This window comes from Gallaecimonas mangrovi (assembly GCF_003367375.1).
In the GTDB taxonomy this organism is placed as follows: Bacteria; Pseudomonadota; Gammaproteobacteria; order Enterobacterales; family Gallaecimonadaceae; genus Gallaecimonas; species Gallaecimonas mangrovi.
In genome coordinates, this window is record NZ_CP031416.1 from 3,513,437 (window position 1) to 3,531,412 (window position 17,976).

The following is a 17,976-nucleotide window of genomic DNA, read 5'->3' on the forward strand; positions in this document are numbered from 1 at the left end:
ATAAATGCAACAAAACGTTCGGAAAGGGTAATAAGCGATGTCTGAATTGACGGTGAACCCCAGCCACTATGGGCTCTCGCACCATGTTAAAGGTCCCTAAAACACCATTCATCATGGTCTCATTCCTGTTTTAATAATGTCATTTTTTAGCGAACTTTGCGCCATTGCCTTGCTTTTATCGCTATCGGCGGCCGCCTTTTTTATAATCTCGCCATCTTGCCCCAAGGAGTTCCCAAGTGAAACGCGATTTTTCCCGGTTTGGCCACGATGTCCTCGAAGTCGAAAAACAGGCCATTGAAGGGCTTCATCAGTTCCTGGGTGATGATTTTGACCAGGCTTGCCAAACATTGTTCGATTGTAAGGGCAAGGTAATAGTGACAGGAATGGGGAAATCCGGTCACATTGGTCGAAAAATAGCCGCCACCCTTGCCTCAACCGGTACACCAGCCTTTTTTGTACATCCTGGTGAAGCGTCCCATGGCGACCTTGGCATGATCACCAATAAAGATGTGGTGCTGGCAATTTCCAATTCCGGTGAAACCCAAGAGGTCACCACCCTGTTCCCGGTATTAAAGCGCATGGGTGTCAAACTTATTGCGATGACCGGCAAACCGGGTTCTACCATGGCCAACCACGCAGACACCCATCTTTGTGTCGCCGTTGAAAAAGAAGCCTGCCCACTGAATTTAGCCCCTACCGCCTCTACCACCGCCACCTTGGTTATGGGCGATGCTTTAGCGGTCGCGCTATTAAAGGCCCGTGGCTTTACCGCCGATGACTTTGCCCTGTCTCACCCTGGCGGTAGTCTCGGTAAAAGACTGCTGCTACGCATTGAAGACGTTATGCACAGTGGCGACGAGGTGCCGGTTGTTGCTCAAAACATTCTGCTTAAAGACGCCCTGCTGGAAATGACCCACAAAGGGCTTGGCATGACTGCAGTGGTAGACGAGCAAGGCAAGCTGGTTGGCCTGTTCACCGATGGTGACTTACGCCGGGTGCTCGATGCCGGAAAAGACGTACGTACCGCCGTTATCAGTGATGTAATGACCAAAGGCGGTATCACGGTTGAACCAGACCTTTTAGCCGCCGAAGCGCTGCATCTGATGGAAGAGCGTAAAATTAATGGCCTCTTTGTTGTGGATGCCAACCACTGCCCGGTGGGGGCGTTTAACACACAAGATCTGATGCGCGCAGGAGTTCTATGATGGAAAATTCCCTCTACGGCCAAATTGACAGTGCCACTTGGCAGCAACTGAGTCAGGTAAAGCTCCTCATCTGCGACGTAGATGGCGTGTTCTCCGATGGTCGTATTTATCTGGGTAACAACGGTGAAGAACTCAAAGCCTTTCACACCCGCGATGGCTTTGGCGTCAAGGCGCTATTGCAGGCGGGCATTGACGTGGCGGTGATCACCGGCCGCAATAGCCGCATCGTTGAAAATCGCTTTAATGCCCTGGGTGTGCCACATATTTATCAAGGCCAGGAAAACAAACGGCTCGCTTTTGATGCGCTGTTAGGTAAGCTTGGCCTTAACCCTGAAAACGTGGCCTATATAGGTGACGACATTCCTGACTTAGCCTTAATTGAACATGTTGGCTTAGGTGTGGCAGTAGCCGATGCCCACCCCTTGGTTACCCAGGCCGCCCGCTACACCACCTGCCTACCAGGGGGCTACGGCGCGGTGCGAGAACTGTGTGACCTTATCCTGCAAAGCCAAGGCAAAAACCTTAGGCCGCAAGGAGCCAGCCTGTGAGCCGTGCCGTTATTTTTGTGCTGCTGCTCTTTGCCGCGGCTTCGGCATTAATGTTGTGGCCGTCAGCAAAAGACGACCAGGATGCCGCCCAGCAAGCACTGCTTGTCGAACAGCCCGATGGCATCGCCGACAATTTGCAAGTGCGTCAGTTTGATGAAAACGGCAAATTGAGCATGCAGGTCAATGCCAAATCCATGACCCATTACAACCTGCGCCAAGAGACTTGGTTAGTAGCACCACGTTTCATCACCTACAACAACGAGCAACACAGCCCTTGGCGCATCACTGCCGAAAAAGCAAAAGTCACGGGTCAGCGGCTGGTGGACCTGCAAAACAATGTTATTATCCAGAGTCTTATCGACGATGGGCCGATAAAACAGATTAATACCGACGCACTTGAGCTCAATCTGGTGAAAAAAACCATGAATACCGATGACCCTGTTGTTATCGTCGGGCCGGGTTATACCACCAAGGGTGTAGGGCTCAACGCCAAACTCGACGAACAACAGGTTCGCCTAAAAAGTCAGGTCAGTACCGAATATGAACAGCTTAAAGATACTCAGTAATGCCTTGCTGCTTCTGTGCCTGCCATTCGTGGCGACGGCCGCAGATGGCGATTTCGACAAGAAAATTTCGGTCACTGCCAGTAGAAACTACGCCGACGGCATAAAGAAAATCCTGGTCTACGAAAGGGATGTGCAAATATCCCAGGGCACCTTGTCACTTTCTGCTGACCGCGTAGAAATTAATGCCTCTCAAAATGAACGGGTTTTTACCGCCACCGGCCACCCTGTTCAGCTTAGGCAAAAACTGAACGATGGCACCTGGATAAAAGCGCAAGCAAACGAAATAAAATATTTTGAAAACAAACGTTTGGTGATAATGAAGGGCGATGCTCAGATTGAGCAAAATGGCAGTATCGCCAAAGGCGACACCATTCAGTATGACCTTCAAGCGCAACGTCTGATGGCAACCGCTAAAGACAGCAACGGCCGTGTCACCACCATTTTTGAGCCCAGCAAAATCAAAGATGAGGCCAAAAAGCCGACAGACAGTCAGCCGACCCCCAGTGAAGGTAAAAAAGACAAAGGGGGTAACTGATGGCTGTACTGCAAGCGCAGCATCTTGCCAAAAGTTATAAGCGCCGCCAGGTCGTTAAAGACGTTAGCCTGACGGTCAATACCGGCCAAATTGTCGGCCTTTTGGGTCCCAACGGGGCTGGCAAAACCACCACCTTTTACATGGTGGTCGGGCTGGTTCTGGCCGATAAAGGCCGCGTTGTTATTGACGAGCGCGACTTATCACTAGAACCCATGCACGTCAGGGCCCGCGCCGGCATCGGCTATTTGCCGCAGGAAGCCAGTATTTTTCGCAAGCTCAGCGTGCGCGATAACATTATGGCGGTGCTAGAGCGGCGAAAAGAGTTAAACCGCGACGGCCGTGAAGACGCTTTAGAGTCGTTGCTTGATGAATTTCATATTGGCCATCTACGCGACAGCCTCGGTGCAAGCTTGTCTGGTGGTGAACGCCGCCGGGTGGAAATAGCCCGCGCCTTGGCCGCCGACCCGGCCTTTATTCTGCTCGACGAACCCTTTGCCGGTGTTGACCCAATTTCGGTTATCGACATCAAGAAAATCATCGAACACCTGCGTGACAGGGGCCTTGGGGTATTGATCACTGACCATAATGTGCGGGAAACGCTCTCGGTTTGTGAACACGCCTATATTGTTAGCCATGGCGAGCTTATCGCCAGCGGCACACCAAAGGCTATCCTGGCCAACAAGCAGGTACGGGACGTCTATCTGGGCGAACAGTTCCAACTTTAGTGAAACAGAGGTGGCGCCAGGTACGCCGCCCGGAGGAATGTCACTCTCGTGATGAAGCCGAGCCTGCAATTACGCATTGGACAGCAACTGACCATGACGCCTCAGTTGCAGCAAGCTATTCGCTTGCTGCAACTGTCGTCGTTGGAACTGCAGCAAGAAATTCAGGCCGCACTGGATGCCAACCCCTTGCTCGAAGAAGGGCAAGAGGACGATTTTGACGAGCCGCAGTCCCAAGGCAACAGTGACGACGGTGACAATGATAGCGACACGGCGACGGCCGATAGCAGCGATGATTACGACGATGCTGCCGCCGAACCCGATACCTCTGATGTCATGGAAGAGCGCAAACTGGACGAAGATCTGCCGGTCGATGCCAGTTGGGACGAAGTATATTCCGCCAGTACCAGCAGCGGCCCGGCCGTTAGCAGCGACGACGACAGCCTTTATCAAGGGGAAACCGTCGAAGACATTCAGCAGCACTTGTTATGGCAAATGCGCCTCACCCCCTTTAGCGAAACCGACCAAGCCGTGGCATTGGCCATTATTGATGCCATTGACCCTGACGGTTACCTGCGGCAAAGCTGCGAAGAAATTCTCGAAGGCTTGGCTATTGAGGATTTAGAACTGGATGAAGTGCAGGCGGTATTGAAGCGTATTCAGCACTTTGACCCGGTTGGCGTGGCTGCCCGCAGCCTGCAAGAGTGTTTACTGATACAGCTCGCCCAGTTTACCCCCGATACACCTTGGCTTAGTGAAGCGCGAATGCTGATCCAAGAGCACATCGACCTTTTGGGCAACCGTGACTACCGCACGCTGATGCGGGTCACTAAGCTAAAGGAAGACGAGCTTCGAGAAGCACTCAGAGTGATCCAGGGGTTGAACCCTAGGCCCGGGTCTGTGGTCTCAAGTGAAGAGCCACAATATGTTATTCCCGATTTATCGGTAACCAAACGCAGTGGCCGCTGGGTGGTGGAGCTTAATCCCGATGCGATGCCGAAGGTGCGCATTAACCAGCAATACGCTGCCATGAGCCGCCACGCCCGTAACCCGTCTGATGGGCAATTTATTCGCTCCCACCTGCAAGAAGCCAAATGGTTCTTAAAGAGTTTGGAGTCTAGAAACGAGACTTTGTTGAAAGTGGCCCGCTGCATAGTACAGTTTCAACAAGGGTTCTTTGAATATGGCGAAGAGTACATGAAACCAATGGTACTCAACGACATCGCTGAAGCGGTGGATATGCACGAATCCACCATATCCCGGGTAACTACCCAGAAGTACTTGCATACGCCAAGAGGGATTTTTGAGCTCAAGTATTTCTTCTCCAGCCACGTTGCTACAGACGATGGTGGAGAATGTTCTTCCACGGCTATCCGCGCTTTTATCAAGAAGCTGGTCGCTGAGGAAAACACTGCAAAACCATTGAGCGACAGCAAAATGGTGGAGCTGTTGGCCGAGCAGGGCATACAGGTTGCAAGGCGCACTATCGCCAAATATCGCGAAGCGCTGAACATACCGCCCTCGAATCAACGAAAAAGCCTGTTATAAGGCTGGGCATATAAGGATGAGACTATGCAAATCAATCTTACTGGCCACCATATTGAGATAACAGAGCCACTACGCAGTTACGTATCAGAGAAGTTTGCCAAGTTAGAAAGGCATTTTGAGCACATTAGTAACGTGCATGTTGTGCTCAATGTTGAGAAGATCCGGCAAACCGCTGAGGCAAAATTACATATCAGTGGCGGCGAATTACACGCATCCTGTGAGCAGGACAACATGTATGCTGCCATTGATGGCTTGATCGACAAGCTCGATCGGCAGATCATTAAGCACAAAGAAAAACTCAACCAACACTAAATGGATCTGAATAATTTGCTACGCCCGGACGCCGTGGTCACACTGGCTCCGGGCTTATCTAAAAAGAAGGTACTGGAGATGATCGGCGAAATCGCCGCTCGCCAGTGTCCCCAGATCAACGCCCACGCGGCCTTTGACGCCATGTTGGCACGGGAAAGGCTGGGCTCAACCGGTATTGGTAATGGTATTGCCCTGCCCCACGGCCGCATGCAAGACACCGACAGGGTGGTAGCGGTAGTGGCGCGGCTTAGCCAACCCATCGACTTTGATGCCATCGACAACCAGCCGGTCGACCTTTTGTTTGCGCTGCTGGTGCCGAGCGACCAATGCCAAGCTCACCTGTCGACTTTAGCGGCCATTGCCAAGCGCTTGTCTGATAAAGACACGCTGAAGAAATTACGTGGCGCCAGTGACGACAGCGAGGTTTACCAAATTCTGATTGAAAACGCCGCATGAACTTAGTCATTGTCAGTGGCACCTCAGGTGCAGGCAAATCGGTTGCGCTAAAGGTCCTTGAAGACCTCGGTTATTACTGCGTTGATAACCTGCCACTGAACCTGCTGCCGGCCCTGTTAGAGACACTGCGCAGTGACGTACAAAAGGTGGCAGTGAGCGTCGATATCCGTAACCTGCCAGAGGATAAAGGCGACGATGCTCCGGCAGAACTTGAACAGCTAGCCAGTGGTATCCACCGCACCCTGCTGTATCTGGATGCCGACCAAAGCATCCTTTTACGCCGCTTTTCAGAAACCCGCCGCTTGCATCCCCTTTCCCGGCACCAAAACCGCAGCCTTGAAGACGCTTTAGAGTTAGAAAGAAAACGCCTCACCCCGTTAGCCGATATGGCTGACTTGCGTATCGATACCTCAGAGATGTCGATTCATCAGCTGTCAGACATGGTGCGCGAGCGAATTTTAGGTAAGAAGGAAGGGCCGTTAATGCTGGTGTTTGAATCCTTTGGTTTCAAACATGGCCTGCCCAAAGATGCCGACTACGTTTTCGATGTGCGTTTTCTGCCCAACCCCCACTGGATCCCCGAGCTAAAACCCCTAACCGGGCTCGACCAGCCAGTAAAAGATTTTTTTGCCAGCGAGCCGGATGTAGCAAGGCTTATCATGCAAATCGATAACCTCCTGGAAAGTTGGCTGCCACAACTGGAGCGCAATAACCGGGCTTATGTCACCGTCGCGGTAGGTTGTACCGGTGGTCAGCATCGCTCGGTATTTATCACCGAGCAACTGGCGGAGCGCTTTGCCGGTCGTGGCCGTGATGTGCAGCGTAAGCACCGGGATATGAAAGGCGCATGAGTAACCGCCTAAGCCGCACCCTTATCCTCAAAAACAAGCTGGGGCTTCATGCCCGCGCCGCTACCCAACTGGTTAAACTCAGTCAGCAATTTGATGCCAGCATCCTGCTGGAAGCCAAAGGCCGCGAGGCCAGTGCTGACTCGGTACTGGGCCTACTGCTGCTTGAAGGCCACCAAGGCCAACCGGTAACACTGCACTGTGAAGGCCCAGACGCCGAAGCCGCCCTTAATGCCGCCAGCGCCTTAATTGACGCCGGTTTCGACGAAGAGCAATAAAGTCACCTAAGCACCTCATTCTCATCAAAAATTCACAGCAACTGGGTTACACTGAAAGCCAAATCCCGCCTGGCACAGATAACACCCTATGAGCGAAGAGCAATCCCAACCCGGTTTCGAACAAATCAGCACCTTGCTTGCCAAGGGCCGGTTTGTGCGTGCCAGGGAATTGCTGCACGCCATGGATCCGGCCGATGTGGCGCACCTTTTAGAATCGAGCCCGCAAAAGGCCCGTTTGTCGCTGTGGCAACTGGTAGACCCCGACCAGGAAGGGGATATCCTCGACGAGCTGTCTGAAGACGTACAACGCGGCATCTTAAAATTGATGGATGCCGATAAACTGGCGGCAGCCACCGAGGGCATGGAAACCGACGACCTGGCTTATGTACTGCGCGGCCTGCCCGATGAGGTATACCGCAAGGTTTTAAAAGCCATGGACGCCCAAGACCGCTCGCGCCTGGAGCAGGTTTTGTCTTACGCCGACGATACCGCCGGCGCCATCATGAACACCGACACCATCACCTTGCGCCCCGACGTCACCATCGATGTGGTAATGCGTTATTTGCGCCGCAAAGGCGAATTACCGCAAGGCACCGACAGCCTCTATGTGGTTAACAAGGCCGATAAATTGGTGGGGGAAGTGCCGTTATCCATATTGGTTACCGCCAACCCGACGCAGAAAGTCAAAGAGGTAATGGACGCCGAGCCCGAACCGGTGCACTACACCTTGCCGGAAACCGAAGTCGCCAAGCTATTTGAACGCTATGACTGGTACTCGGCACCGGTGGTTGACGACGACGGCCACCTGTTAGGCCGGATCACCGTCGATGACGTGGTGGATATCATCCGGGAAGAAGGTAGCCACACCATGATGAGCATGGCGGGTTTGGATGACGAAGAAGACACCTTTGCACCGGTGCTAAAATCCACGCCGCGCCGTACGCTGTGGCTCGGTATTAACCTGCTCACTGCGCTACTAGCAGCTGCGGTTTCCAACCTTTTTGAAGATACCCTGGCCAAACTGGCCACCCTGGCGGTGCTGATGACCATAGTGCCGTCCATGGGCGGCATTGCTGGCTCGCAAACCCTGACCCTGGTTATCCGCGGCATGGCTCTTGGCCATGTTGGCAGTCAGAATGCCCGGTTTTTGTTCTCCAAGGAAATGGCGATTGGGGTATTAAACGGCCTTATTTGGGCGGCGCTTATTGCCGTGGTGGTGGGTGTCTGGAAGCAAGATTGGGAACTGTCGGGCATTATTGCCTTTGCCATGGCAATTAACCTGTTGGCAGCCGCTGCCGCCGGGGTTGCGGTGCCCTTGGTGATGAAGAAATTTAAAATTGACCCGGCCCTTGCCGGCGGCGTGGTACTTACCACCGTTACCGATGTGGTGGGGCTCTTTGCCTTTTTAGGCTCGGCAAGCTTGCTGATGAATTAAAAAACCCGGCCTTGGCCGGGTTTTTATTAATTACCCGCTATCGTCATGCGGTCAATCAGCACCGAGCCGGTGTGAATGCCGCCACGGCGCTCCACATCAGAACCAATGGCCGCAATGCCCATCAGCATGTCTTTTAAATTACCGGCAATGGTAATTTCAGACACCGGATACTGAATTTTACCGTTTTCAACCCAGAAGCCACCGGCACCGCGCGAATAGTCACCGGTGACCATATTAATGCCCTGGCCCATCAATTCGGTCACAATAAGGCCACGGTCCAAGCGTTTGACCATAGCGTCAAAATCGTCGCCGTTACCCTTCACAAACCAGTTATGAATACCGCCAGCATGGCCGGTGGTTTTCATGCCCATGCGGCGGCCGGAATAACTGGTGAGCAAATAGGTTTGCAGCACCCCCGACTCAATAATGTTGCGCTTAACCGTTTGCACCCCTTCGCTATCAAAAGGGGTGGAGGCCAGCGCCCCTATCACATGCGGGTCTTCCAAAATTTCCACAAAATCGGGCAGTACTTGCGTGCCAAGGCTGTCGAGCAAAAAGCTTGAACGCCGGTACAAGCTGCCACCACTAATAGCTGCCACCAGATGTCCCCAGAGCCCAGATGCCACATCGGCCTGGAACAATACCGGCACCTGCATGGTGCCAAGCTTCTGGGCGCCAAGACGGGCCAAGGTATGTTTGGCAGCGCTGCGGCCAAGGGCGGCGGCATCGTCTAAATCGCCAATACGCCGGGCAATGGAGTAGTCATAGTCGCGCTCCATCTGTTCACCTTCCTTGGCGATCACCACACAAGACAAGCTATGGCGACTGCTGGGGTAACTGCCAATCATGCCGTGGGTGTTGCCATAAACCTTAAAACCGGCATGGCTAGCAAAGCTGGCACCGTCGGAATTAACAATGCGCTTGTCGCTGGCAAGGGCGGCGTTTTCGCAGTCTTTGGCCATGGCAATGGCCTGCTCAGGGTCTAAGTCGGCAGGATGGAATAAGTCGAGCTCTGGGTAATCAAAGGCCAGGGTGTCGGCATCAGCCATGCCGTTGGCCTCGTCTTCAGAGGTGAGCTTGGCAATACGGTCCGCGGCGGCAACGGCCTCACGAATGGCCTCTGGGCGCAGGTCAGAGGTGGAAGCCGAACCTTTGGCCTTACCACGAAAAACGGTTACCCCAAGGGCGCCGTCTTTATTGAATTCAATGTTTTCTACTTCGCCCAAACGGGTGGAAACGCTGATCCCCGCCTGGCGGCTGATGGCCATTTCGGCGCCGCTAACGCCGATTTTTTGGGCGTACTCCAGCCCTTCGGCAACTAGGGATTCAACGGCCTTCATGTCTTGAATAATGTCGCTCACCGCAACCTCAACTGTTATCGGCTAGTGATGCCGAGCATAACACAGACAAGCCGCTACGGAGGCGGCCAGCAAACTGCTATCATAGAGGAAATTTGCTAATGCCCTTGAGTCATGCATCCCCAAGACGACGACGAAGAAATCATTTACGTCAGTAAATCTGAGCTCAAACGCGACGCCAATGAAGCGGCCGACCTCGGTAAAGAACTGATGGACCTAGACCCAGGCCAGTTGGATAAAATTCCACTGGACGACGACCTGCGCGCCGCCATCACCCTGGCCAACCGCATTCGCAACAAGCATGAAGGCTTTCGTCGCCAGCGCCAGTACGTGGCGAAACTGATGCGTCAAGTCGACCACCAGCCCATTGTTGAGGCACTGAATAAGCTTAAAAACCTGCACGCCCAAGAAACGGTTAAGCTGCACCAAGCCGAGCAGTGGCGTGACCGCTTTTTAAAAGACGGCAACGATGCCGTACAGGCCTTTATTGAGCAATATCCTGGGGTAGATATTCAGCGCCTGCGCCAGGCACTGCGCTTAGCCCTTAAAGAAAAAGCCGCCAACAAGCCGCCTAAGTACTTTCGTGAGTTATTCCAAATCGTTAAAGAGCAGCTCACCCATCAATAAGCCCCGGCCAGGGGCTTTTTTGAATGAAAAATACAACGCGCTAATAACATTGCACTTTTTGCCAAAAATGACAGATAACAGCATTCCGATAATCAATACGGGCGCCGTTCATAAAGTCCCCTTTATGCTTAAAGGCAGCAATCACGCCGTTGGCCACTACCCAGCGGCTTGTTTGTTTAACACCGAGCACAGCTTTTAGCTGCGCCGTTTTTTATCAAAGTACATGAGGAGATCTGGGAGAAATCAGCTTTACTGTCCTGCAAGGAACAACTCAGCTTTCCCCAACGTCTTATCAACATCGTTGTACTTTATGACCCCGTACACGGCCTTTGTTAGCCCAAGGCCGGTGTTGCATATCAGCAGCTTTCCAAGGAGGCAGTATGCGTAAAGCAGCTTTAGGATTCGTCGTCATTGCCCTTTCGGTATGGGGTTTTACCCTCAAAGCCGATGCTTGCAACCTGACCGTCGAGCCAGGCCAATCCATTCAAGCGGCAATTAACAACCTGCCTAAAGACAATTCCACCCAAACCATCTGTTTGGCCGAAGGCGACTTCATGCTCAAACATCTGCTAAGCATCGAGCGCAGTAATGTCATCCTCAAAGGCAAAGGGGATAAAACGCACCTGCAGCTGCAAGACGGTGTTGAAGAGCCAGTATTGGTGATTGGCGAATACAAAGTGGCGCAACCACGCCATGCCGTTAGCAACATCACCGTAGAAAACCTGCGTATCACCGGCAATAAGAGCCAGCATGAATTCATGCCCTCAATACCTTATTTGAGCAACAGTGGCGTGGTGGTGCGTAAAGGCGAACACATCGCCTTAAAAGACCTAACGGTAGCCACCTGCCGTAGCGCCTGCCTGCTGACCGAACAGCACACCAAAGATGTGCTCATCGAGAACAGCCACATTTCGGGTGCACATTGGGACGGTGTTTCCTTTAACAGCACCGCCCAGGTGACCATGCGCAACAACGTGGTTGAGAACAACGTTGCGGCAGCCATTACCGCCGAAAACGTTGAAGACAGTAAAATCACCGGTAACCAGCTAAGCAACAACGGCTCGCACGGTGTTTACCTGTCAAACTCCTACCGCAACCTGTTTGCTAACAACAATGTGCGTAACAACAAGTTGTCTGGCGTCTTTCTCACCTGCGCTATCCGTACCCGTAACCCGGTGATGTGCTGGGACAACTCAATGAGTGGTGATAACACCTTTAAAAACAACCTTTTTAAAGGTAACAGCCACAGCTTTTCCATCGGTGCTGATACCGCGGCTAACTGCGCCAAGCCCGGCTTTAAAGTTAATGTATGGGAAAATAACAGCAGCGATAGTGCCAGCCAGCCCTACCCGCAAAGCTTTGGCCGCTGCACCACCGGCAAAGACAGCGGCACCCGCACCGCCGAACGTTGACACAGCGTCCCCCAACGCAAACCTATAGCAATAAAAAAGCCCGGCTAAGCCGGGCTTTTTTATAAAAGGTCGCGGATAGGCTTTCGCTGGTATTTTCCCAATATCCAAAGACTGCAGCAAAGTAGCACTGCGAATAACAAAACAGCCACCATCGCTACAACCGCAGGATTTGCCAAGTCGGTATGCAAACCCCGTTCAACACTGTGGTGCTCAAGCCCTATCAGCATCGTCAGCAGTAGCCAAACCACTGCTGCAATACTCACCAGCTCAATGCCAATCAATTTGAGCAAATGATAAAACCGGGCTCCCACAGCCAACATAATGCCGAGCTTACGCTCACGCATCTTCAGTTGTGCTTCCAACTGGTTGTATAAGCTGGAAATACTCAACAGACTCACCAGCCCACCCAGCACCAACGCCATCAGCACCATTTGGTTCATGGCGCGGTTGAGATGCTCCAGTGCCACTTTAATGTTGCCATCGGCGCTGAAGGTCCAAATGCCGCCATTGTTTTGGGTAAATTGCGTCATCCGCGCTAACACCGCGGCTTGGCTTGCTGCTGGCACCACAAACGACAAATTGCCAACGGTTTTCAGGTTATCTATCAGCCCATAGATCATCGGTTGCGCTTTATTGAGCACTCCGTAGTGCGGCAGGTTCTCAACAATACCTTCCACACGGACAGCTTGCTTATCAGCAAAGCCCAGCACCGCGCCTTTTTTTAAGAACAGCGTCTTACCAATGCTACTGGCATTAGCGGCTAGGCCCAGTGCGCTGGCGGCAGCTTGATTAAGCACCACCCCCTGCCGGGTCAGGTTGCCTCCGGCTAACATCCGTGCATGCACCACCTTAAAAAAGGACGAAGAAACGGCCAGCGTGCTGATATTGGGCTTGTCATTAAAATCTGGCACCGCAACTGCGGCTGGCGACGGAAATGAAATAGGAGAGACAAACTGGCCACTGCTGAGTGCCACCGAGTCGGCAAGCGGCCCAAGTGTCGCCTGCACTTGTAATGGCGTAACCGGGTTTTTATTGGTGTCCTCGGCGGCCAAATGCCAACTACTAAGCGCAGCGCCAAATTGCTCCTTCTGGCGCACCTGCCATTGACTATTGAGCATGGCAAAAGCAAAAAGCAAAGCGATACTGGCAAAGCCCAGCTGCGCCCCCAGATTAAGCCAGCTAAGACGGCGAAGCATAGGGGTGGCATCCTGCGCTTTAGCGCGGCTAAACTGGCTTTTTTTCAACAGACCCAAGAGCGGCAGGCTGGTACTAATAGCCATTGATAGCATCATCGCCAGGGTTACCACCACCATCGCCAGTAGCATGGCATTCGCACTAACGGGCAGGGTCCAAAGCTGGCTATGTAAGCTGTAATAGCCCGCCATAAAAGCAGCCCCCCACCCCAAAACCAAGGCCGGTAGCAGTAATGGCAACTGTTCACAAAACACCTGCTTGCAAAGCTGCGCGCTATTGGCACCAACTGCAATGCGGGTAGCAAACTCACCCTGGCGCTTAAGAAATTGGTTAAGGCCATGACTCAATAAATTAAGAATATTGATAACGCCGAAAATGACACTCAGTGTCCATATTACCCACCATTGCTGGTGCATTTTACGGCGCTCGGCCGGGGCAAAATTAATGCCTTCGACAACCTGGTTTTTAAAGTTGTCGAAATTACTGTAGACATTCCCTCCATTCTTATTTTCTAGCTTTCTTCGTTCACTTTTTTGCAAAAAAGCTTTTAAAGCAGTAGCGTGATAACCTTCTTTAAGCAGGGCAACACCAAAGTAAATCGGCATTTTTTTCGCAATTTCTTTTTTTATAAGTGATGTCTTCTGGGTAGAAATTGAAGGGGGCAATCCTAAATCAATAAAAGCTGACTGATTATTAGAAGACACCCATACAAGTGACTCCATATGAGGCAGTTGTGTCAACACATTCGGGATGTAGCCCACAATATGCAGCGCAAACTTTTGTGGCATTGCGAGCAGTGTTTTCCCCACCAAAGAGCCTAATCCTGCCTGGCGCTCAAAAGCATGGCTGATAAAAGCGACCTGATTAAAATCTTCCCTTTTACTAAAGCCTTTAATACCTAAGGCCTGGACAAAATTCGGGTCAACAAAAGTAATATTTTGATGAAATGTTTTAGCACCAATACGAAATGACGAAGTGTTCTGGCCTATGTGCACCACCTTCACCACACCCGGGGCTTTAGCGGCTAGGTAGAGCTTGTCCAAACTGGTGCCAACCAAGGTGCCTTTCGGGCTGCCTAGGCCGACGGTGGCATAAGCGTATGCGTTGTTATTCACCCAACTTGGCGTAGCGCGAAATAGTGCTGGCGCTGTTGCCAAATTAAGGCTGAGCAGCATCGCAAACAAGGCGAAACCTACCAGTAAAAGCAGGTACTGCTTAAGGTGACTGCGCCATTGGCGAAAGCCATAACGAATGGCAAATAGCATCGGCTTTCTCCTTAATGCGCGACCAGTTCGCCATCTTTCATATGCAGCACTCGACTGCATTGCTCGGCAAGCCTGGCTGAGTGGGTAACCAGTAAAATGGTTACCCCTTCAGCATTGAGCTTTTTAAAAAGCTCGAAGATGGCTTGTTCCGAAACCGAATCTAAATTACCGGTTGGTTCATCGGCCAGCAGAATATCCGGCTTAGTGATAAGGGCTCGGGCTATGGCTACCCGCTGCTGCTGGCCACCGGACAGTTGGTCCGGGTAGCTGTCGACTTTGTCGCTCAGCCCCACCTCGGCCAGCACCGTTTCGGCCAAGGAGCGGTATTGAGATTTGGCTATCGCTTTATTGTATTGCAGTGGTAGAACGATGTTTTCCAACACCGTCATATCACTAATTAAATTAAAATTTTGGAAAACCCAGCCAATATTGCGGTTACGCAGCGCCGCCTTTTGAAAGGCCGATAAATCGCGGATATGGTGGCCCGATAGCCAGTAATCACCCGCGCTGGCCTCATCCAGCAAGCCAAGAATGGAAAGCAAGGTTGATTTGCCGCAGCCGGAGTGGCCGGTCAGGGCCACAAACTCCCCCTGCTCAATAGCAAAGGTCAGCGCTTTAAGGGCATGCACCGGCACCTTGTCGGCGTTAAAGGTTTTGGTCAGTGCTTTGACCGCCAACAGCGCATCTGTCATATCAGGTCCTTTTAATTTTTACCTTCAGGGTTGCCAGTGCTTGGGGTCTTTCATCAGCACTTTGTCGCCGACGTTAAAGCCGCTGGCGACACTCAAATAATCCTGGGAAGCACGAAGCACTGGCACCTTGGACAACACCAACTGGCCGTCTGTGCCTTTTTTGTAGATGGCCAGTTCCTGGCCATCCTGATAGTAAGCAGGCCGCGGCACCAACAGCTGGTCGGCTTTTTGGTAGCTGGTAATGGTGCCGCGCACATCCATATCCGACCTGGCACCCACCGGTAACGCAGCTTTAAAACGCACATCCACCTGCACCTGGCCGTTGCTGGCATTGGGCGCCACTCTGACAACGGTGCCCGCCACCAAGCTACCGTTAATATTGACCTCGGCTTGGTCATTGGCTGCTACCTTGGCGGCATCACTGGTACTCACCTGTAGTTGGGCAATCAAGGATGTTGGGTCCGCCACCACTCCAAGGTTGGCACCTTGCTCAATCCAAGCGCCCAATTCAATGTTGTCCGGCATACTCTGCAAGCGCCCAGCCAAGCCGGGAGTCACCTTGAGGTTGGCTTGATTCAGGCGGGCCATCGACAGGGCCTCTTGCGCTGTTTGCGCCTTGATGGTTGCTGACGCTAACTTGGCTTTTTCTTCTGCGGCAACCGAATCGAGGCGCTTTTTGGCAAGCTGTTCGGCTAATACCGCTTTGTCGTAGGAGGCCTGATACTCCATCAGCTCTAACTTGGAAATGATATTAAGTTTGGCCAGTTTTACCCGGGCAGTTAGCTGCGCTTTTTCTGCCTTTGCATTAGATTGGGCAATCGCAAAGTTGTTTTCGAGGTCAAGGCGATGCTCGGCAATATCAGCGCGGGTTTGCGCCAAAGTGGCCTCGGCATCCTTCACATCCAGTTCGGCTTTATTGACTTCCTGATCCAGCTTCGGGTTCGCCAGCCTAACAAGCACATCTTGGCGGCTTACCGTCGCCCCCGGCTTTTTCACTATTTCGGTAACGGTGCCGGAAACTTTGGCCACCACGCTGCGCCGCACAGCAGATTTCAATGTGCCGTAGGCAGAAACCTGTTCAGTGAAATCACCACGGATCACCGATTTAAAAATCATGCCGGATGTCTGTTCGCTAAAAAGCGAAGCAAAGGATGAACGGAGGGAGAGAAGCGCAAAAATAAGGATGATAACAATCAGGGCGGCAAAGCCCAAAATAAGCCATCGACGTTTGGCCAAGTTATCCTGTGGTATGTCCATTACTTATCACAACTTACTATCCATATTTCCTTATACACTAAATAAAACAAATGTTTAGTCAACTACACCTTAAAGGTATTTACTTGCCTAGGTCATGGTTTAACGCAAATTCTTATTTTTAGCCAAATGACCGAATTAGCTTAACGTTATCAACCGCTATGATTAACATCTTTCTGGCAACTGATGAAAACTGAGCGTTTCGTTACCGGCGTTGGCAATAAAAAACGTCCTACTCCTTGTAAATAACCCCGCACTTGCAGCCAAGAGCTGTTTTTAACGGCTGATAAAAAGGCCCGGTATTACCGGGCTTTTTTATTTCTCAGGTTAGTATTTGCCATAGCAGCAAGGTGCCGGCTAACCCCACTAAAGAAACAATGGTTTGCAGCACCGACCACACCATCACTGTTTGTTTGAGTTTTAAGCCAAAAAACTCTTTTACCATCCAAAAGCCTGCGTCATTAACGTGGCAGAAAAACACCGATCCGGCACCAATCACCAAGGCAATCAATGATGCTTGCGGTACTGTCATAGCCGCCACCAAAGGTGCCAGAATGCCCGCGGTGGTGGTGGTGGCAACAGTGGCAGAGCCGGTAGCTTGGCGCAGCGCCACGGCAATTAACCATGCCAGCAACAGGTAAGAGATATGGCTGTTATGGGCAACTTTGCTGATAGTGTCGCTAATGCCGGCATTGAGCAGCGTTTCTTTTAAGCCGCCACCGGCGCCAATGGTTAACATTAAGGCGGCGATGGGGCCAAAGCTTTTGGTGAGCACCGTTTCCACTTTATTGCGGGCCATGCCCTGCCCCCAGCCCAGCAAAATAACGGCCACCACTACCGCTAGCGACAGCGCCACTAAAGGCTCACCGGTAAATTCCAAGACCTTAGCCAGGGAAGAATCGGCATTAAGCGCCACTTTGGCTAAGGTGCTGCCGAGCATTAACAACACCGGCAGTAACACCGAGAACAGTGACACCGCAAAAGAGGGTAACTTTTCTTCGGGCACCTGGCTTTGAAAGAGTTTATCAAGGCCGCTTGGCAGCTCCACCTTGATGTGTTTTGCCAACCATTGGCCGTAAAGCGGCCCCGCCAAAATAACCGCCGGCACGGCAATAATAAAACCGAGCAACATGGTTAAGCCAAGGTCGGCGTGCAAAGCACTAATGGCAATTAAAGGACCAGGATGGGGCGGCATTAAGGCATGCAATGTGGTCATCCCTGCCAGCGCCGGTATGGCAATGGTGAGCACGGCCTGTTTGGATTGGCGCGCCATGATAAAGATAATCGGCACCATCAACACCAAACCCACTTCAAAAAACAGTGGCAAGCCGATGATAAGAGCCACTATTGCCATCACCCAGGGCAAACGGCGGCCTTTACCAAACCGCAGCAAGGTAGATGCAATGCGGTCGGCAGCGCCAGATTCGGCCAAAATGGCGCCAAGCATGGCACCTAGCGCAATGATCATACCGGCCCCGCCCAGCAGACTGCCGGCCCCTTTACTGAAGTCCTTGGCAACATTCACCGCCGGCAAACCGGCACCAATACCCGCAGCAAAGGTGCCGGCCAAAATAGCAAGATAAGGGGGCAGTTTAGCTAGGCTAATCAGGACAACAATAAGCACAATGGCCAGCAGGCTACAAAGTAGCAAGCGACTGTCGTGAGCCGCCCAGGCCATAGAAGAAAGGTCCATCCAGTACTCCTTGATACAGTCCAGCCTG

18 protein-coding genes are annotated in these 17,976 nt (G+C 52.1%); 13 read left to right on the forward strand and 5 right to left on the reverse strand.

What is annotated here, in order from left to right; all coding sequences use genetic code 11:
- Positions 1-236: 236 nt before the first annotated feature.
- From DW350_RS16685 to mgtE, 11 genes are all read left to right on the forward strand, one after another.
- Positions 237-1,205 carry a KpsF/GutQ family sugar-phosphate isomerase gene (locus DW350_RS16685; protein ID WP_115720023.1) on the forward strand — a complete coding sequence of 323 codons (969 nt, stop codon included), beginning with the start codon at positions 237-239 and terminating at the stop codon, positions 1,203-1,205.
- Positions 1,205-1,753 carry a 3-deoxy-manno-octulosonate-8-phosphatase KdsC gene (gene kdsC / locus DW350_RS16690; protein ID WP_115720024.1) on the forward strand — a complete coding sequence of 183 codons (549 nt, stop codon included), beginning with the start codon at positions 1,205-1,207 and terminating at the stop codon, positions 1,751-1,753. The genes DW350_RS16685 and kdsC overlap by 1 nt, the downstream gene beginning before the upstream one ends.
- Positions 1,750-2,319: an LPS export ABC transporter periplasmic protein LptC gene (lptC, locus tag DW350_RS16695; RefSeq protein ID WP_115720025.1), complete on the forward strand. Its 570-nt coding sequence runs from the start codon at positions 1,750-1,752 to the stop codon at positions 2,317-2,319. Before kdsC ends, lptC begins: the two co-directional genes overlap by 4 nt.
- Positions 2,294-2,854: a lipopolysaccharide transport periplasmic protein LptA gene (lptA, locus tag DW350_RS16700; RefSeq protein WP_115720026.1), complete on the forward strand. Its 561-nt coding sequence runs from the start codon at positions 2,294-2,296 to the stop codon at positions 2,852-2,854. Before lptC ends, lptA begins: the two co-directional genes overlap by 26 nt.
- On the forward strand, positions 2,854-3,579 hold the full coding sequence (gene lptB, locus DW350_RS16705) for an LPS export ABC transporter ATP-binding protein (protein ID WP_115720027.1): 726 nt from the start codon (positions 2,854-2,856) through the stop codon (positions 3,577-3,579). The genes lptA and lptB overlap by 1 nt, the downstream gene beginning before the upstream one ends.
- A 51-nt stretch (positions 3,580-3,630) precedes the next feature.
- Positions 3,631-5,124: an RNA polymerase factor sigma-54 gene (locus DW350_RS16710; RefSeq protein WP_115720028.1), complete on the forward strand. Its 1,494-nt coding sequence runs from the start codon at positions 3,631-3,633 to the stop codon at positions 5,122-5,124.
- A 24-nt stretch (positions 5,125-5,148) separates the two neighbouring features.
- Positions 5,149-5,436, forward strand: coding sequence for a ribosome hibernation promoting factor (hpf, locus tag DW350_RS16715; RefSeq protein WP_115720029.1), 288 nt, complete (start codon positions 5,149-5,151; stop codon positions 5,434-5,436).
- On the forward strand, positions 5,437-5,892 hold the full coding sequence (ptsN, locus tag DW350_RS16720) for a PTS IIA-like nitrogen regulatory protein PtsN (protein WP_115720030.1): 456 nt from the start codon (positions 5,437-5,439) through the stop codon (positions 5,890-5,892).
- The gene (gene rapZ, locus DW350_RS16725) at positions 5,889-6,743 is read left to right on the forward strand and encodes an RNase adapter RapZ (protein WP_115720031.1); all 855 of its coding nucleotides are present in this window, start codon (positions 5,889-5,891) and stop codon (positions 6,741-6,743) included. Before ptsN ends, rapZ begins: the two co-directional genes overlap by 4 nt.
- Positions 6,740-7,018: an HPr family phosphocarrier protein gene (locus DW350_RS16730; RefSeq protein ID WP_115720032.1), complete on the forward strand. Its 279-nt coding sequence runs from the start codon at positions 6,740-6,742 to the stop codon at positions 7,016-7,018. Before rapZ ends, DW350_RS16730 begins: the two co-directional genes overlap by 4 nt.
- 88 nt (positions 7,019-7,106) lie before the next feature.
- Positions 7,107-8,453: a magnesium transporter gene (gene mgtE, locus DW350_RS16735; RefSeq protein WP_115720033.1), complete on the forward strand. Its 1,347-nt coding sequence runs from the start codon at positions 7,107-7,109 to the stop codon at positions 8,451-8,453.
- A 26-nt stretch (positions 8,454-8,479) separates the two neighbouring features.
- On the opposite strand, the gene pmbA is transcribed toward mgtE, so the two are convergent.
- The gene (pmbA, locus tag DW350_RS16740; RefSeq protein WP_264296868.1) at positions 8,480-9,793 is read right to left on the reverse strand and encodes a metalloprotease PmbA; all 1,314 of its coding nucleotides are present in this window, start codon (positions 9,791-9,793) and stop codon (positions 8,480-8,482) included.
- Positions 9,794-9,925: 132 nt separating this feature from the next.
- Between pmbA and yjgA the strand changes: the two genes are divergently transcribed.
- Together yjgA and DW350_RS16750 are read left to right on the forward strand one after the other, a co-directional pair.
- The gene (gene yjgA / locus DW350_RS16745; RefSeq protein WP_115720035.1) at positions 9,926-10,438 is read left to right on the forward strand and encodes a ribosome biogenesis factor YjgA; all 513 of its coding nucleotides are present in this window, start codon (positions 9,926-9,928) and stop codon (positions 10,436-10,438) included.
- Positions 10,439-10,818: 380 nt separating this feature from the next.
- Positions 10,819-11,850 (forward strand): right-handed parallel beta-helix repeat-containing protein, encoded by a 1,032-nt coding sequence (locus DW350_RS16750; RefSeq protein WP_115720036.1) that lies wholly within the window; start codon positions 10,819-10,821, stop codon positions 11,848-11,850.
- A gap of 59 nt (positions 11,851-11,909) precedes the next feature.
- On the opposite strand, the gene DW350_RS16755 is transcribed toward DW350_RS16750, so the two are convergent.
- The 4 genes from DW350_RS16755 to DW350_RS16770 all read right to left on the reverse strand — a co-directional run bounded on the left by DW350_RS16755 (position 11,910) and on the right by DW350_RS16770 (position 17,948).
- Complete coding sequence (locus DW350_RS16755) at positions 11,910-14,309, reverse strand: FtsX-like permease family protein (RefSeq protein ID WP_192954720.1); 2,400 nt, start codon at positions 14,307-14,309, stop codon at positions 11,910-11,912.
- 11 nt (positions 14,310-14,320) lie between these two features.
- Positions 14,321-15,001, reverse strand: a complete 681-nt coding sequence (locus DW350_RS16760; RefSeq protein ID WP_115720038.1) for an ABC transporter ATP-binding protein — start codon at positions 14,999-15,001, stop codon at positions 14,321-14,323.
- Positions 15,002-15,025: 24 nt separating this feature from the next.
- Positions 15,026-16,258: an efflux RND transporter periplasmic adaptor subunit gene (locus DW350_RS16765; RefSeq protein ID WP_115720039.1), complete on the reverse strand. Its 1,233-nt coding sequence runs from the start codon at positions 16,256-16,258 to the stop codon at positions 15,026-15,028.
- A 319-nt stretch (positions 16,259-16,577) separates the two neighbouring features.
- On the reverse strand, positions 16,578-17,948 hold the full coding sequence (locus tag DW350_RS16770) for a GntT/GntP/DsdX family permease (protein ID WP_115720040.1): 1,371 nt from the start codon (positions 17,946-17,948) through the stop codon (positions 16,578-16,580).
- Positions 17,949-17,976 lie beyond the last annotated feature (28 nt).

Bases quoted from the DNA above. Each gene is read 5' to 3' on its own strand.
- DW350_RS16750 (WP_115720036.1), top strand. From the start codon at position 10,819: ATGCGTAAAGCAGCTTTAGGATTCGTCGTCATTGCCCTTTCGGTATGG.
- lptA (WP_115720026.1), top strand. From the start codon at position 2,294: ATGAACAGCTTAAAGATACTCAGTAATGCCTTGCTGCTTCTGTGCCTG.
- yjgA (WP_115720035.1), top strand. From the start codon at position 9,926: ATGCATCCCCAAGACGACGACGAAGAAATCATTTACGTCAGTAAATCT.
- lptB (WP_115720027.1), top strand. From the start codon at position 2,854: ATGGCTGTACTGCAAGCGCAGCATCTTGCCAAAAGTTATAAGCGCCGC.
- DW350_RS16755 (WP_192954720.1), bottom strand. From the start codon at position 14,309: ATGCTATTTGCCATTCGTTATGGCTTTCGCCAATGGCGCAGTCACCTT.
- pmbA (WP_264296868.1), bottom strand. From the start codon at position 9,793: ATGAAGGCCGTTGAATCCCTAGTTGCCGAAGGGCTGGAGTACGCCCAA.
- DW350_RS16770 (WP_115720040.1), bottom strand. From the start codon at position 17,948: ATGGACCTTTCTTCTATGGCCTGGGCGGCTCACGACAGTCGCTTGCTA.
- DW350_RS16760 (WP_115720038.1), bottom strand. From the start codon at position 15,001: ATGACAGATGCGCTGTTGGCGGTCAAAGCACTGACCAAAACCTTTAAC.
- DW350_RS16765 (WP_115720039.1), bottom strand. From the start codon at position 16,258: ATGGACATACCACAGGATAACTTGGCCAAACGTCGATGGCTTATTTTG.
- kdsC (WP_115720024.1), top strand. From the start codon at position 1,205: ATGGAAAATTCCCTCTACGGCCAAATTGACAGTGCCACTTGGCAGCAA.
- rapZ (WP_115720031.1), top strand. From the start codon at position 5,889: ATGAACTTAGTCATTGTCAGTGGCACCTCAGGTGCAGGCAAATCGGTT.
- ptsN (WP_115720030.1), top strand. From the start codon at position 5,437: ATGGATCTGAATAATTTGCTACGCCCGGACGCCGTGGTCACACTGGCT.
- DW350_RS16730 (WP_115720032.1), top strand. From the start codon at position 6,740: ATGAGTAACCGCCTAAGCCGCACCCTTATCCTCAAAAACAAGCTGGGG.
- mgtE (WP_115720033.1), top strand. From the start codon at position 7,107: ATGAGCGAAGAGCAATCCCAACCCGGTTTCGAACAAATCAGCACCTTG.
- DW350_RS16710 (WP_115720028.1), top strand. From the start codon at position 3,631: ATGAAGCCGAGCCTGCAATTACGCATTGGACAGCAACTGACCATGACG.
- hpf (WP_115720029.1), top strand. From the start codon at position 5,149: ATGCAAATCAATCTTACTGGCCACCATATTGAGATAACAGAGCCACTA.